The organism is Labilibaculum filiforme (assembly GCF_002843315.1).
Classification (GTDB): domain Bacteria; phylum Bacteroidota; class Bacteroidia; order Bacteroidales; family Marinifilaceae; genus Labilibaculum; species Labilibaculum filiforme.
In genome coordinates this window covers 53,353-68,650 of record NZ_MVDD01000017.1, presented here as the reverse complement: position 1 = coordinate 68,650, position 15,298 = coordinate 53,353, and the positions used below count along the sequence as shown (strand labels likewise).

General features: G+C 35.6%; 8 protein-coding genes. 5 read left to right on the top strand and 3 right to left on the bottom strand.

Features of this window, described 5'->3' with window-relative positions; translation table 11 throughout:
- Positions 1-8: 8 nt before the first annotated feature.
- Entirely contained in the window at positions 9-1,343 is a 1,335-nt protein-coding gene (locus BZG02_RS16965; protein ID WP_101262943.1) for an MFS transporter, read from the bottom strand.
- Positions 1,344-1,909: 566 nt separating this feature from the next.
- Positions 1,910-2,929, bottom strand: a complete 1,020-nt coding sequence (locus tag BZG02_RS16960; RefSeq protein ID WP_101262942.1) for a LacI family DNA-binding transcriptional regulator — start codon at positions 2,927-2,929, stop codon at positions 1,910-1,912.
- A 422-nt stretch (positions 2,930-3,351) separates the two neighbouring features.
- Here BZG02_RS16960 and BZG02_RS16955 point away from each other — a divergent pair, with 422 nt between their 5' ends.
- From BZG02_RS16955 to BZG02_RS16935, 5 genes are all read left to right on the top strand, one after another.
- Positions 3,352-6,321, top strand: a complete 2,970-nt coding sequence (locus BZG02_RS16955) for a SusC/RagA family TonB-linked outer membrane protein (RefSeq protein ID WP_101262941.1) — start codon at positions 3,352-3,354, stop codon at positions 6,319-6,321.
- Positions 6,322-6,335: 14 nt separating this feature from the next.
- Positions 6,336-7,955 carry a RagB/SusD family nutrient uptake outer membrane protein gene (locus tag BZG02_RS16950; RefSeq protein ID WP_101262940.1) on the top strand — a complete coding sequence of 540 codons (1,620 nt, stop codon included), beginning with the start codon at positions 6,336-6,338 and terminating at the stop codon, positions 7,953-7,955.
- Between the two features lie 19 nt (positions 7,956-7,974).
- A complete protein-coding gene (locus BZG02_RS16945) occupies positions 7,975-9,018 on the top strand; it encodes a SusE domain-containing protein (protein WP_180335766.1) in 1,044 nt (347 codons plus the stop codon).
- A gap of 98 nt (positions 9,019-9,116) precedes the next feature.
- Positions 9,117-10,709, top strand: coding sequence for a SusF/SusE family carbohydrate-binding protein (locus BZG02_RS16940; RefSeq protein ID WP_101262938.1), 1,593 nt, complete (start codon positions 9,117-9,119; stop codon positions 10,707-10,709).
- A 120-nt stretch (positions 10,710-10,829) separates the two neighbouring features.
- Positions 10,830-13,898 (top strand): alpha-amylase family glycosyl hydrolase, encoded by a 3,069-nt coding sequence (locus BZG02_RS16935; protein WP_101262937.1) that lies wholly within the window; start codon positions 10,830-10,832, stop codon positions 13,896-13,898.
- A gap of 244 nt (positions 13,899-14,142) precedes the next feature.
- Here BZG02_RS16935 and BZG02_RS16930 read toward each other — a convergent pair whose 3' ends face one another.
- On the bottom strand, positions 14,143-15,180 hold the full coding sequence (locus BZG02_RS16930; protein ID WP_281253706.1) for a PorP/SprF family type IX secretion system membrane protein: 1,038 nt from the start codon (positions 15,178-15,180) through the stop codon (positions 14,143-14,145).
- Positions 15,181-15,298 lie beyond the last annotated feature (118 nt).

Here is a 15,298-nt window from a genome sequence, read left to right as displayed (position 1 = left end):
TAATAAAATTATAATTTTGAATCCTCTTTTGTTTTAATAAAAAAGACGGAAACCGACCCTAATAACATCAATACACCGGCAAGCACCAGAATATAAATAGCTTGTTCGTGGAAGAATATCTTTAAAATAGATCCTCCAAATACCCCGCTAATTATTTGCGGAATTACAACTGTTAGGTTGAATAATCCCATGTAAACGCCCATGCTTTTTGCAGGCAGAACACCCGACAAAATAGCGTATGGCATTGCTAGTATTGCAGCCCATGCAAAACCAATTCCAATCATCGACACCAATAACATGTATTGATCGTGAAAAAAGTAGGTTGAAATATACCCAATACCACCAGCAACCAGAGCGAAAGAATAAACTGTTTTTCGGCTTGTTTTACGAATAAACCAAGGCATGACAATAGAAAACAGCGCTGCAAATAAACTATAAGCAGCAAAACAAATACCTACCCAATTCGCAGCTTCGTTATAAGCTGGAGAACTAGCATCGCCAATTGGCGTATTCCAATAATGCTGTGCAAAAGCAGGGGTTGCATACACCCACATTAAAAACAGCGGAAACCACGAAAGAAGTTGCACCAAGGCAAGCTGTTTCATTGTTGTTGGCAAATTCTTTAACAGAGTAAAAAAGCTTTCTTTTTTCTCTTTATCTTCTGCAGTAATATTATTGTATGCTTCAAATTCTTCCGGGGCATATTCTTTCGTTTTAAAAACAGTTACCAATACACTTAGTAAAAGAATCGATCCACCTAGGTAAAACGACCAAATTACAGAATCGGCAACCTCTCCTGCAGGAGCATCATTTTGAACGCCAAAAGCTGTTAATATAAAAGGCAATGCCGATCCAATAACCGCTCCAACATTAATTAAGAAACTTTGAACAGAATAACCAACATTCCTTTGATCTTCTGGGGTCATATCTGCCACCAAAGCTCTAAAAGGCTGAAAAGTAACATTAAATGAACCATCCATTACAGCAAGCATTACCGCACCAAATATTAGTGCTCCAACACCTCCTGCCGAAATAACATTAGGCGCATTAGGCATAAAAAACATCGCAATCATAGAAAAAATTGCACCTCCTAAAATATAAGGCGACCTTCGACCTATTCTGGTCCAAGTAGTATCACTAGCCGCACCAACTACAGGTTGTATCAGCAATCCCATGACAGGCGCAACTAACCAAAACAATGATAAAGAGTGCAGGTCGGCACCTAAATTGGATAATATTCGACTAGCATTAGCATTTTGCAATGCAAAACCAAATTGCACACCTAAAAAACCAAAACTCAGGTTCCAGATTTGCCAAAAATTTAAACGAGGTTGTTTCTTCATTTGATTGTTAATTATGTCCTTTCTGTATAATGGCTGACATATTCTGTCATTCATCCCTCTTCACCTTCAAATAGAACCATAACAAATACAGTTACTATTCATCGGAGATGAGTACTACTACAAATAAATTTCAATACAGATATTTTTTGGGAAAATTATAGATCATATACAGATGATAACCTGTACTAGAACGGACTAAGCTAATTCATAGTACACAAGTCTGTGTACTATATAAAACATAGATCTGAGTCATTTCCAATTGTATCTGGAAACGAGATCATATAAGGAAGTAAAGAATAATTAAGTCGGAAAAGAGGTTTCCCTCCACGGCCAAAAGTAGAGAAAAAAATACAATATGTCAAAATAAGATACGATCTCCAATTCTAAAATTGCAGTAACAATGGGCTTAATAGCCCATAACAAACGATTGCAACAAAGTCAAAATAAATCATTTTTTTTTCGTTAGCGATGAATTTTCATAGCTCTTATACATATTCAGTTAACTTTTAGCAATAAAAAAAGCTGCGCAAAGCAGCTTTTTTTTATTTCTTTAGGTATAATATATATTATATAGGTCTAGTTGATCCTCTCACAATCAGACTAGTTTTTACCACTTTTGTTACCGGTTCGTAATCCATATCACCTGCAGTAATTCTTTCGACAATAAGCTCTGCAGCTTTTAATCCAATATCAAATCCATGTTGTTCCAGTGTAGTAAGTGAAGGATCGGTAATTCGAGAAACTACCCCATCGGTAAACCCAACAATAGATATATCCTCGGGAACTTTTAATCCTGATTTTTTCACCATTAACAGTGCACCCGCAGCAGTTAATTCATTCACCGCAAATATTGCATCAGGTGGTTCAGGTAAAGCCAACAATTCTGGAGTTTTAAGAAAAGCTTCATCAAAACTATCACATTTAATAATTAAATTTTCGTCGATTGGTATTTTATGCTTCGACATTGCTTGGCGAAATCCTTTCTGTCGATTTTGTGCCAGTAATAAATGTTGTGGAGCCGATAAATGTGCAATTCTTTTACAACCTATCTTTATAAGATGCTCTACTGCTGCAAAAGCACCGGCAAAATCATCAACAATTACATTATCTGAAGACAAGTCGTTACAAACCCGATCGAAAAATACAATTGGAATCCCATTGTCTCTTAATTCCCGAAAGTGACTATGGTCTTTTGTTTCCTTCGACATAGAAACAAGAACCCCGTCCACACGACTGGATAGAAGCGCCTGAACGTTCTCCATTTCCCGTTCATAAGATTCATTCGATTGAAAAATCATTACGTTATAACCGGCTTTGGAAGCAACATCTTCAATTCCACTGATTACTGAGGAAAAGAAATGATGAACGATTTCAGGAATAATAACACCGATTATATTCGTTTTACTATTTCGCAAACTTAAAGCCACGGCATTTGGCTTGTAGTGCCATTTCTTAGCCAATTCGTTTACAGCCTCTTTTGTTTTACTACTAATATCAGGATGATCCTTAAGCGCTCTGGAAACAGTAGAGGCTGAAATTCCTAATTCTTTGGCGATATCTTTAATTGTTATTTGCCCGCTTCTCATTTAAAATTCATATATTAATAGACGTCAAGCATCTAAGTAGATAATATGTAACAAGATGATTAAAAACATTCTACACATTTTAATCAGACTTGAAACAAGCTTTGTAAATATAGAAAAAATTAAACAAAACTGCAGACCTAATCACCATTTGTTTGGATATTATTAACGTATCTACATTTTTAGATATCAAACGTTTGCGGTGACGTTTGCGATGATTTATTCACACTTAACTATCAATCATTTACAAAGAAGAGAGTTTCAACATTTATCTTTGATTATAGAATGAATTAAGGCTAACTTAACGTTAAGGGAATTTTAGAGAATAAAAAGGAAGAGCCCAAGTCGGAAACACGAGTTCATATTTTTATCTAAAACACCTTAACTTTTTAACTAATTTCTAATTTATCTTAAATTTCTAATTTATGGAACTTAACTTTAGTAGACTTAGAAAACTACTTCTTATGCTGGTTATGGTATTTTCATTTACCATGATATATGCACAGGAAAAAGTAGTTACTGGTTTAGTTACTGATGCAAACGATGGCATCGGAATTCCTGGTGTTTCAATAGTTGTAAAGGGTACAACTATTGGTACAACTACCGACATTGACGGAAACTACACTTTAAGTGTAGGCGCCGATGCTACTATTATTTATTCTTTTGTTGGATACCGTCCGCAAGAGATTGTAGTTGGTGATCAAACTCAAATTAATGTAATTTTGAGTGTTGAAACCGAAAACCTTTCCGAGGTAGTTGTGATTGGTTACGGTACAGTGAAGAAAGAAGACAAAACAGGTTCTGTAACTAGTGTCTCCTCAAAAGATTTTAACAGAGGTAATATCACCTCTCCACAAGACCTTTTAGTTGGAAAATCAGCAGGAGTTGTAATTACATCTGCAGGGGGAGCTCCAGGAAGTGGATCTACTATTCGAATTCGTGGAGGTTCTTCTTTTAACGCATCAAATGACCCATTAATTATTGTTGATGGAATGCCGATAGAAAGTGTTGGAAATAATGTAAGTGGTAGTTCAAATGCACTTTCATTTATTAATCCAAACGATATTGAAACATTTACAGTATTAAAAGATGCATCTTCAACCGCAATTTATGGATCTAGAGCTTCTAATGGTGTTATAATTATAACCACCAAACAAGGAGTAAAAGGATCACCTTTAAAAGTAAATTATAGTGGAAGTATTTCTGTTGCTTCACCAATTGATTATATTGATGTGTATTCAGGTGATCAATTAAGAAAAATCGCCAATGACAATAGAACGCTGTACGACCCTTTAATCTACGACAACTTAGGAACTGAAAATACAGATTGGCAGAAAGAAATTTTCCGTACTTCAGTTTCTCATGATCACAATTTAGCTTTTTCAGGTTCCGAAAAAAATATTCCATATCGTATCTCCTTAGGTTACACTGATCAAACAGGTATTTTGGAAAATACAGATATGCAAAGATATACTGGATCATTAAATTTAAATCCAACATTTCTGAATAATGATTTGAAAGTAAACATGAATGCAAAATTCATGATGACCAATAATAACTTTGGTGATACTGGAGCCATTGGATCTGCAGTTTCTATGGATCCTACACAGCCAATTTATGATGGTAATACAAGTTCGGCAGGTTACTACCAATGGCAAAACTATGGAGCCAACTTAGGTACTCCTAATCCTGTAGAACAAGCAAAAGCCGTTAATAATAAATCGGATGTTTACCGACTTGTAGCTAACTTAAAATTAAATTACACCCTACCATTTCTTCGTGACATGCAGGCTAATTTAAATATAGCTACTGACTATACTGAAAGTGATGGTCAAAATAACCGACCAACCACCTCTCCTTCTACATTAGTTCCATCATCGTGGGGTAAACTAAGTGATTATACAGCCAAAAATAAAAATAACCTTTTAGACTTTTATTTGGGCTATAATAAAGAGTTTAATGAAAATCATAGATTAGATTTAACTGGAGGATATTCATGGCAACATTTTGAAAGAGAAAGTACTAATTACACAAGATCGGTAGAAGATGAAACTCATCCATTACAAGTAGATAATGATACTGCTTCTGAAACAGAAAACTATCTAGTGTCTTTCTTTGGTCGTATGAATTATGCTTTAATGAATAAATATCTGTTTACAGGAACATTTAGATATGATGGATCTTCAAGATTTTCTGAAGACAATCGTTGGGGATTTTTCCCATCAGCGGCTTTTGCTTGGAAGATGCATGAAGAATCATTCCTGAAAGATGTTGATGTTGTATCCGACTTAAAAGTTAGATTAGGTTGGGGTATCACTGGTCAGCAAGATATATCGGATAACGATTATCCCTATCAGGCACAATACATCAGCTCTCAACAAGGGTATTATTATCCTATTAACGGAGAATTTACTTCAACGCTAAGACCAAATACTTACGATCCTGATATTAAATGGGAAGAAACAACTACTCAAAATATTGGTTTGGACTTTGGATTCTTAAATAACCGTATTAATGGATCGGTTGATTACTATTTCCGTGAAACAAAAGATTTGTTAAACCTTGTAACTATTCCTAGTGGTAGTAACTTCTCTAACAGATTGTATACTAATGTTGGTAGTCTTGAAAATAAAGGTATTGAAGTTTCATTAAACGTTGTTGCAATTTCAACTCCTGATATGTCTTTAAACATTGGATTGAATTACACTCGCAATGACAATAAATTAACCAAACTATTGTTAACTGATGATCCTGAATACATTGGTGTTACCGAAGGTGGAGGTATGACTGGCGTTAGACAAATTACTCGAGTTGGTGAAGCTGCTCACTCGTTCTTTGTTAACTCTCAGGTTTATGATGCCAATGGCAATCCTATTGAAGGTCTTTATGATGATATCGCTGGAAACGGTGGTGTAATTAGTGGCGATAATGCGAACAAATACATCTACCACAACCCTACTGCTGAAGATATCTTTGGTTTCTCTGCTCGTTTTAACTATAAGCAGTTTGATATGTCTACATCATTACGTGCTAATATTGGCAACTATGTATTAAACCAAGTTGCTGCAGGGGCATCATATGATCAAATGCAACAAATAGGATACTGGAAAAACATGCCAACCTATTTAAGCGAAACAAACTTTGTGAAACGTCAGTTTACATCTGATTATTTTGTTCAAAATGCGTCCTTCTTAAAAATGGATAATATTAGTGCGGGATACACTTTTGACAAATTTGCTGGTAAAGACATTAATGCTCGAGTAAGTTTTACAGTTCAAAATGTATTTACAATAACAAAATATGATGGTCTTGATCCAGAAGTTGATGGTGGTGTTGATGATAACTTTTATCCTAGACCACGTACATTTACTATGGGTGTAAACTTAACGTTCTAAAAATACAATTACAGATGAAGAAAATATATATAATATTCAGTCTCCTTATCTCTGCAATGGTGTATACATCTTGTGTAGATGATTTGGACGTGAAGCCAACAGATCCTAATAAAATTTTGGCAGGAAATCTTGGCGATGATCCAGCTTACATGGAACAAACCTTGGCTAAACTCTATGCAAGTTTTATTATCTCTGGTCAAGGCGATGGTGATGCCGACATAACCTCTAGTGATGATGGTTTCTTTATTACCATGAGAGCCCTTTGGAATCTGCAGACCATTACAACAGATGAAGGTATTTGTGCCTGGGGTGATGTTGGTATTTCAGATTTAAATACTCAAAACTGGAGTGCACAAAATCCATTCCTTACAGCAGTTTACCAACGTTTAAGTTTAAGTGTAACCTATGCTAACGACTTTTTAAATGTAACTGCAGGTAGTACAGAACCAGATATCATCCAATATCGTGCTGAAGCAAGATATTTAAGAGCTTTGGCTTACTATTGGCTAATGGATTTATTTGCAAACCCTCCTTTTACTACAGAAGAAGATGGTGTTGGAAAATATTTCCCAGAACAAATTCAACGCGCAGACTTATTTACGTTTATTGTTGATGAACTAAAAGCAATTGAACCCGATTTGGGAGAACCAGGATCTAGTTATCCGCAAGCTGATAAAGGTGCATGTTGGATGTTACTTGCTAAAACTTATTTAAATGCTGAGGTTTATACTGGAACCGCTCAATGGGAAGAATGTAAAACTTATTGTGATAAAGTAATTGCCAGTCCTCAATATAGTTTAGCTACTGATTACAGACAAAACTTTAGTGCTGACAATGATCGTGGTCATGGTAACAATGAAATGATATTTGCATTTGCCGAAGATGGAATTAACACCCAAGGTAATGGTGGAATCACTTTCATTATCGAATCTTCAAGTGATGCAACATATATTCGTGCAGAAGATTACCATGGATTGACCTCTAACACTAACTGGAATGGAAACAGAGCAAGAAAAGATTTAATGAATATTTTAGTGGATACCTTAGTTGTATATGGAAACAATCCAGTACCAGCAACGGATACTATTTTTGCTCAGAGTCCAGATGGAAGGATTTTCTTACGTCAAAAACGATCTATAAATATTCCAACCCCATCTTCAAGTGGAGACTTTGGTGTAGGTGTTTATAAATTTACTGCTAAAAATCATGATGGAACGCAAGCAGACAACTATAGTCCAACTTTTGCTTCTACTGATTTCCCTGTATTTCGTTTAGCAGATGCTTACTTAATGAGAGCTGAAGCCTTATTTAATACAAGTGGTGCTACTGCTGCTGTTGTTGCGGATATTAATATGATTCGTGAAAGAGCATATGGAGATGATAGTGGTAATATTTTAGCTAGTGATGTAGATGCTGATTTCATTTTAGATGAAAGAGCAAGAGAATTTTACTACGAAGGACAAAGACGTACTGATTTAATTCGTTTTGGTAAGTTCACCGGAGGTGCTTATAACTGGCAGTGGAAAGGTGGAACATTTAATGGAACCAGCACAAGTAATCATTTGAATATTTTCCCAATACCAGGTGATGAAATATCAGCTAATCCTAACATTAAGCAAAATGATGGTTACTAATCATTTAAAACCAAAAAAGATGAAAAAATATTATATATTATTATTTGCATTAGTTGGGGTTTTAGGCTTCTTCACGAGTTGTGATGAAGACGGAGATCAGATTGTACTATCTGAGAACGTAATAACTCCAACAATCTCATTACCGGATTTAACTTTGGTAAGAGCTAACGGAACTGATAAATTAATTTTTGCATGTACTCCTGTAAATCCAGGCTTTACTGCTTCAGCAAGCTATTTTTTAGAAGCATGTCCTGCGGGCAACAATTTCGAAAATGTTACTCAAATTTATAATGGAATTACATGTAATGATATTGAATTAAGTGTAAATCAATTAAATACAATCTTACTAGATGGTTTTCCAGAAGATCAAACTTCATCAGTTGACTTTAGAATTAGATGTGTATTAGAAGCCGATGCGGGTCTTGGAGTTGATGACCTTGTTTATTATTCAGAGACTGTAAATGGAGCAGCTACCATTTTTGGATTACTTCGTTTGGATGTACTTATTGATGGAAAAGATCCTCAAAAAATCAAATCGCCAGGTAGCGATGGCATTTACGAAGGATATGTAAAATTTGATGCTGGTGATGCATTTACTTTACTAGATCCTGATAATGCAATTACCTACGGAGCCGGAACTAGCGGTCTTGCTGTAGATGGTACCGTAATTACTGTTGCCGATGCTGGTTGGTATATTTTTACCGCTAACACCAATGATCTTTCCTATACTATGGAAGCGTATAATATTGGTCTTGTTGGTGATGCCACTCCAAATGGATGGAATACTCCAGATACTAAAATGGATTATAATTCCGTTGATCGCACTTGGGAAATTACTGCCGATTTAACGAATGGTAACTTTAAATTTAGATTAAACGACGGATGGGCATGGAATCTTGGAGGAAATGGAACAGCTGACGGTAGTACTGATAATTATGATGATGACAATAAAACGGTACAATTAAGTCAAGGAGGAAAAAATATTCCTGTATCTGACGGAGCCGGTAATTACACCATCAAATTAAATATTGCAGGATCTGTTGCAACAGTTGTTAAGAATTAATACATAAAATAAACCACGGGGTGCAGTCGATTAATGCACCCCAAATGGTTACTGAGTTAATTCAATAATTAATAAATATTAGTACAAAATATATCAATATGAAAAAAAATATATTTTTCAGAATCACCGTTCTCTTATTTGCCTCGCTGTTTTTAATAGTTGGGTGTGATAAAGATGATCTGGTTAAATTGGATGCCGAAATGGCAACCTGGAAAAAGGATGGCATAACATCTACCTCTGCGGAATTAAGTGGAATTGTTGTTGCAGAAGGCGATGGCATAGCAGAATATGGTGTTGTTTGGGGTGTTACTGCAGATCCGACTACAGCAGATTCGAAAAAAATAGCTGATACCGTAGAAAATGCCGTTTATTGGGTTACCGTTGATGGATTGGAACACCTAACCGTATACCATTACAGAGCATATGTTATTATGGATAATGGCACTACAATGTATGGTGAAGATGATGTATTCACAACATTAGCTCATGAACCAACAGTTATCATCTCTAATGTTGCTGCAAATATAACTGCAATTACTGCAAGCATTACAGGAGAAGTAACTTACGATGGGAAAGCAACAATTACAGCCAAAGGAATTTGTTGGAGTACTGAAGAAAACCCAACTGTAGAAAGTTCGCTTACAGATGAAGGTGAAGGAATGAGTGAATACACTAGTGCATTAACAGACTTAAAAGCAAAAACAGTCTATTATGCAAGAGCCTATGCAACAAATTCTATTGCTACAGTATATAGTCCTCAAATTACATTTACTACTCTTATTGGAATTGCAAGTGTAGAAACAGGAGATGTAACTGCATTGTCGACCACTGCTAAAGTTGCTGGAAATGTAACTTACGACGGAGGTACTGCAATTACAGAAAGAGGAATTTGCTTTAGTACAAGCGAAAGTCCAACAATCGACAATGATAAAGTTACTAATGCTGGTACAACTGGTGAGTTTACAGTAGATATTACTGGTTTAGAAACAAGTACTACCTATTACGCAAGAGCTTATGCCATTAACAGCGAAGGTGTTGCTTATGGAGCAAATGTTGCCTTTTCAACCTATCCTACTAACTTATACATCAATGGTAGTTTTGTTCCTGGTTGGAATTGGTCTGATGATGCAGTACTTGAAATGATTCCTGTACACAGTAATCCTCACCTTTTCTGGAGAATAGCATGGTTTGATGCTGATTCTGAATTGAAGTTCAACTCAGTAAGAGATTGGAATGGTACTGAATTTGGAGAATCAGGAGGTACTGCAGATGCGAATGGCGTTTGGAACAAAGGTGGAAGTAACATACCAAGTGGAGCCGAAGGTTACAAAATGATTGTTGTCAATCTTTTCACCAATACCATCCAAATAACCGACCCAGTGATTTATGCACAAGGAAGTGCATTTGGAAATTGGAATGGTGGTGAATTCTTATTTACTCCAGATGCTACAGATGCGAAGGTTCTTACTTCACCCGCTACTGTTGCTGACGATAATGCAAGAATGTATGTAACTGCTACTTCTTTAACCAATACAGAAGGAAATTCTGTTGATTGGTGGCAAGCTGAATTTAGCGTGTTATCGGGACAAATTGAATACCGAGGCGCAGGAAATGATTTAGCTGGTGCTCCTATCCTTACAGATCAAAAAGTTAAACTTAACTTTACTACTGGAACCGGAGTATTTGAATAGTTCCAACTAAATAAAAACCTAAAAAGCCGTCCTTGGAGGGCGGCTTTTTTTTTAGTTTTATAAAAAAAGTACCTAACACTCTCCTTACGAGTAAAGTATTTGATCAAACACAAATTAATTATGAATAAACTATACACATATCTCCTATCTTTTCTGCTACTGATACCTTCAGTAGGTACCGGACAGATTATCAGTACAAGTCCAAACTTTCCTACCGAAGATAAAGCTGTTACAATAACCTTTGATGCTTCATTAGGAACCGCTGGATTGAAAGATTACACCGGCGATGTGTATGCTCATACAGGTGTAATAACCGATCAAAGCTCTTCTAATGCTGATTGGAAATATGCTCCATCCTGGGGTGACAATAGCGAAAAATATAAACTAACATCACTTGGAAATAACAAGTGGGAATTAAGTATTACACCAAGCATTCGCGAATATTACGGCGTAGCAAGTGGTGAGAAAATAGTAAAAATGGCTTTCGTTTTTCGCAGTGCCGACAATTCGAAAGAAGGCAAAGACGAGGGAGGAACAGACATATTTGTTGATATCAGCGAAGGTGGTCTAAATGTTGAATTTACCAAACCAACTAACAACAGTGTTTTTGAAAAAAATAAGTCTGTATTAATTACAATCAATTCAGAAGCAAGTGAAAATCTGGAACTTTTTATTGATAATACTAGCATGCACAGTACAACTGAAACAGAATTAAACTATTCGTACACAAATTATGCAGCTGGATCGCATCAATTAATTGCTGTAGCAACAGCAGGATCAGAAGTAGCAAGAGATACTGTAAATATCGTTCTTCGTGAAGACACCCCAATAGCAACAAAACCTGCAGGCATTAACGATGGAATTAATTACATCGACAACAATACAGTTACCCTATCGCTATACGCTCCAAATAAAGAATATGTGTTTGTTATTGGTGATTTTAATGATTGGAATTACGATAACAACTACCTAATGAATAAAGATGGCGACCATTTCTGGATTACTATCAACAATCTTACTGCGGGAAAAGAATACATTTTTCAATATGTGATTGATGGAACTACTAAAATTGCAGATCCATATGCCGATAAAGTCCTTGATCCTTGGAATGACCAGTACATTTCCAGCACTACCTATCCAAATCTTATAGCCTACCCTGCTAGTAAAACAAGTGAAATAGCCAGTGTTTTTCAAACTGCTCAAACTACATTTGCTTGGTCCGATTCTCAATTTACTGCTCCAAAAAAAGAAGATTTGGTAGTGTACGAATTACATGTACGCGATTTTGTGGCAACTGGAGCAATTAAAACAGTTCGAGACACATTAGATTACTTAGAAAGACTTGGAGTTAATGTAATTGAATTAATGCCTTTTAACGAATTTGAAGGAAACGATTCTTGGGGATACAATCCCTCCTTTTATTTTGCTCCAGATAAAGCCTACGGAACAAAAAATGATTACAAAGCCTTTATCGACGAATGTCACAGTAGAGGAATAGCTGTTTACATGGATATGGTATTAAATCATACCTACGGACAATCGCCATTCTTACGCATGTACTTTGATGGTTCTAAGCCAACAGCAGATAATCCATGGTACAATGTCACAAGCAATTTTGAAAACCCAGATGCACAATGGGGGTACGATATCGATCACACAAGCACTGAAACCAAAAAATTAGTAGACAGAATAAATGCTTACTGGATAAACGAATACCACATTGATGGGTTCCGTTTCGATTTCACCAAAGGATTTTCGAATACACCACACAGCAACTCAACAGACCCTTGGGGAGGACAATACGACCAAGAACGTGTTGATATATTAAAACGTATGTCTACTGCAATTTGGAACGTTAAATCGGATGCTGTAGTAATATTCGAGCATTTATCGGATAACCCTGAAGAAAAAGAATTGGCTGCACATGGCATCCTGCTTTGGGGAAACGCCAACCACGAGTACAGCGAAGCTTCTATGGGATATACCTCTGATTTTAGCTACACTTCCTGGAAAGAAAGAGAATGGATTGGTCCTCAGTTAGTAAATTATATGGAAAGTCACGACGAAGAACGTATGATGTATCGCAATCTTACCTACGGAGCTTCTTTAAATACTTATGATGTAACCAATCTAACTACTGCCCTATCGAGAGTGGAGGCGGCCGCAACTTTCTTCTTTACTGTTCCAGGACCAAAAATGGTTTGGCAATTTGGCGAATTGGGTTACGATGTCTCGATTGATGAAAATGGCAGAGTTGGTAAAAAACCAATTCATTGGGAATATCAAGACGATCCGAACCGAAAAAGACTATACGAAGTATTTTCGGCACTAATAAAGCTGAAAAAAGAGGAAGTTGCCTTCGAATCGGAAGATTTCACTTTAAAAACGAGTACTGTTTTAAAAAGTATCGAAATCAACCATACTGATATGGATGTTAGAGTAATCGGTAATTTCGATCTAAAACTAAGAAGTATCGATCCTAATTTCAGTAAAACAGGTACTTGGTACGATTACTTCACCGGGCAGGAAATTACCGTAACTGATGCGAACGCATTTATCGATTTAAAAGCAGGAGAATATCACATCTATACTACAAAACAACTATCTAAACCCGATGTAAAAACAGCACCTGCAGCTTCAAACATAAGCATAAGTGGAACTTTTCGAGAGGATGAAACCTTAACTGCTAATTATACTTACACAGATGTAAATAATGATTTGGAAGGAACTTCCATTTTCCAATGGTATCGTTCTGATGATTCAAATGGCACAAATGAAGTTTCAATAACTGGGGCAACTGATTTAACTTATACCCTAACAAGTAACGACCGTGCCAACTATGTTCGTTTCTCTGTAACTCCAGTAGCATTAACAGGAGAATTACTAACGGGTAATATCGTTTACAGCTCATACAGTGAGGAAATTGCTTATTCGACAGGAATTAATGATGTTTTAAATAAAGAGTTACGACTGTATCCAAATCCGGTTCGTGATATTCTTCATCTTGAAAATCTGAAACAAGTTAATCGATTACAGCTTTTTAATTTATCAGGTAAAGCAATTACTGCTGTAAATATGCCGAATGAATCTGCAGATTTAAACTTGAATCATCTGGCTAAGGGAACTTATATTTTAATTTTCGAAATGGAAGATGGTTCCCAACTAAGTAAAAAAGTAATAAAACAGTAAAATCGTTTTTTTCATATGATTATTATTTGATTTTTAGTTGTCATATGGAACTTACCATGCTGGAATAATCATCTCCCTGTGTGTAGAAAGCTTTATACATGGACGTTTCATATAGTTTCATAGATTAGATAGAATCCCGCTCTTTGGAAATCCAGAAGCGGGATTTTTTATCTTCTTGTGAATAGTTAATTCTAAAAACTCCAAACAATCGCTCTTAACCCATTATAAAATCGTAATAATCGAATTAAAAATGATTAATACACTTACGCCTCCGCTTAAAATAAATATCTGCTGAAAGGCCAATTTCATGAGAATTTCGCGTATAACGAGTATAATTATTAATCGCTAGTTCGTAGGCATAAAACATCCTATAAATAATATTTTTATTACTCCCATAAATTTTAGTTCCAGCCTTGAATACCAAAGCAGTATAATCCGTATCAGAATGTCCATTCAAATGACTTTTATAGGATACACCAATTACCGCAGGATCTGAAGTAATATCAATTCCTATATTCATACTATTGGTTGCCTGATCATTCAATACACTTTCTCCTCTTTTCTCGTATAATACCCAAGGCATAAAACTCAATTTATCCCGACGATTAATACTGAAAACTTGGGTTACATATTCACTTTGTACATGAATAGTAAACTTCATTGGCATCTTCTCTTTTTGTCCTTGAAATGATTCATTGGGTTGAGTAATATGATGAAAAGCAATACCAACTATATGTGTAAAAGCATTACCAAAAACACCTTCAGTACGAAAACTCACTAAACCACCTACCGAAAAATCAATATAGTTTCGTTTGTTTTGATCTGCAACAAAACTACTGCCATAAATTTTTCCATATATTTCATCCAATTGATCACTAAATGTCAACTTACTGATATCTATTTTCTTCTCATTGTAACTAGCCGCTAATCCAAGTTGAAAAAATGCCCCGGAATATTTATCTAAAGTTCCACGCCAAGAGTACTGTCCTCCAATCGAATTCGTTGTTAATAGCGATTCCCCCTCAATATCCGACAAAAGAAAAACACCAAATCCACTAGAACTATAGTTCTTCCAATCAATATTAAAATGCTTCGTACTAAATTCTCCAGGAAAATTTAACCATTGTCTGCGATAAACAAAATTAGTGCGAATTAAACCTTTTTCCATACCTGTAAAAGCTGGGTTAAAATAAGTTCTATTCTGATCAAATAAAGAAAACTTATAATCTTGTGCAGAAACAATTTTTATTGAAAAAAAAGCGAACAAACAAATCGAGCACAACGTACATCTTACTAATAATCTCAAAATAAATAGTTATTTAAATTAAGTGATGAAAAACACATTTCCACATCCACACAAATATATAATATAATAATATTAAATACGAATATTATTAGTT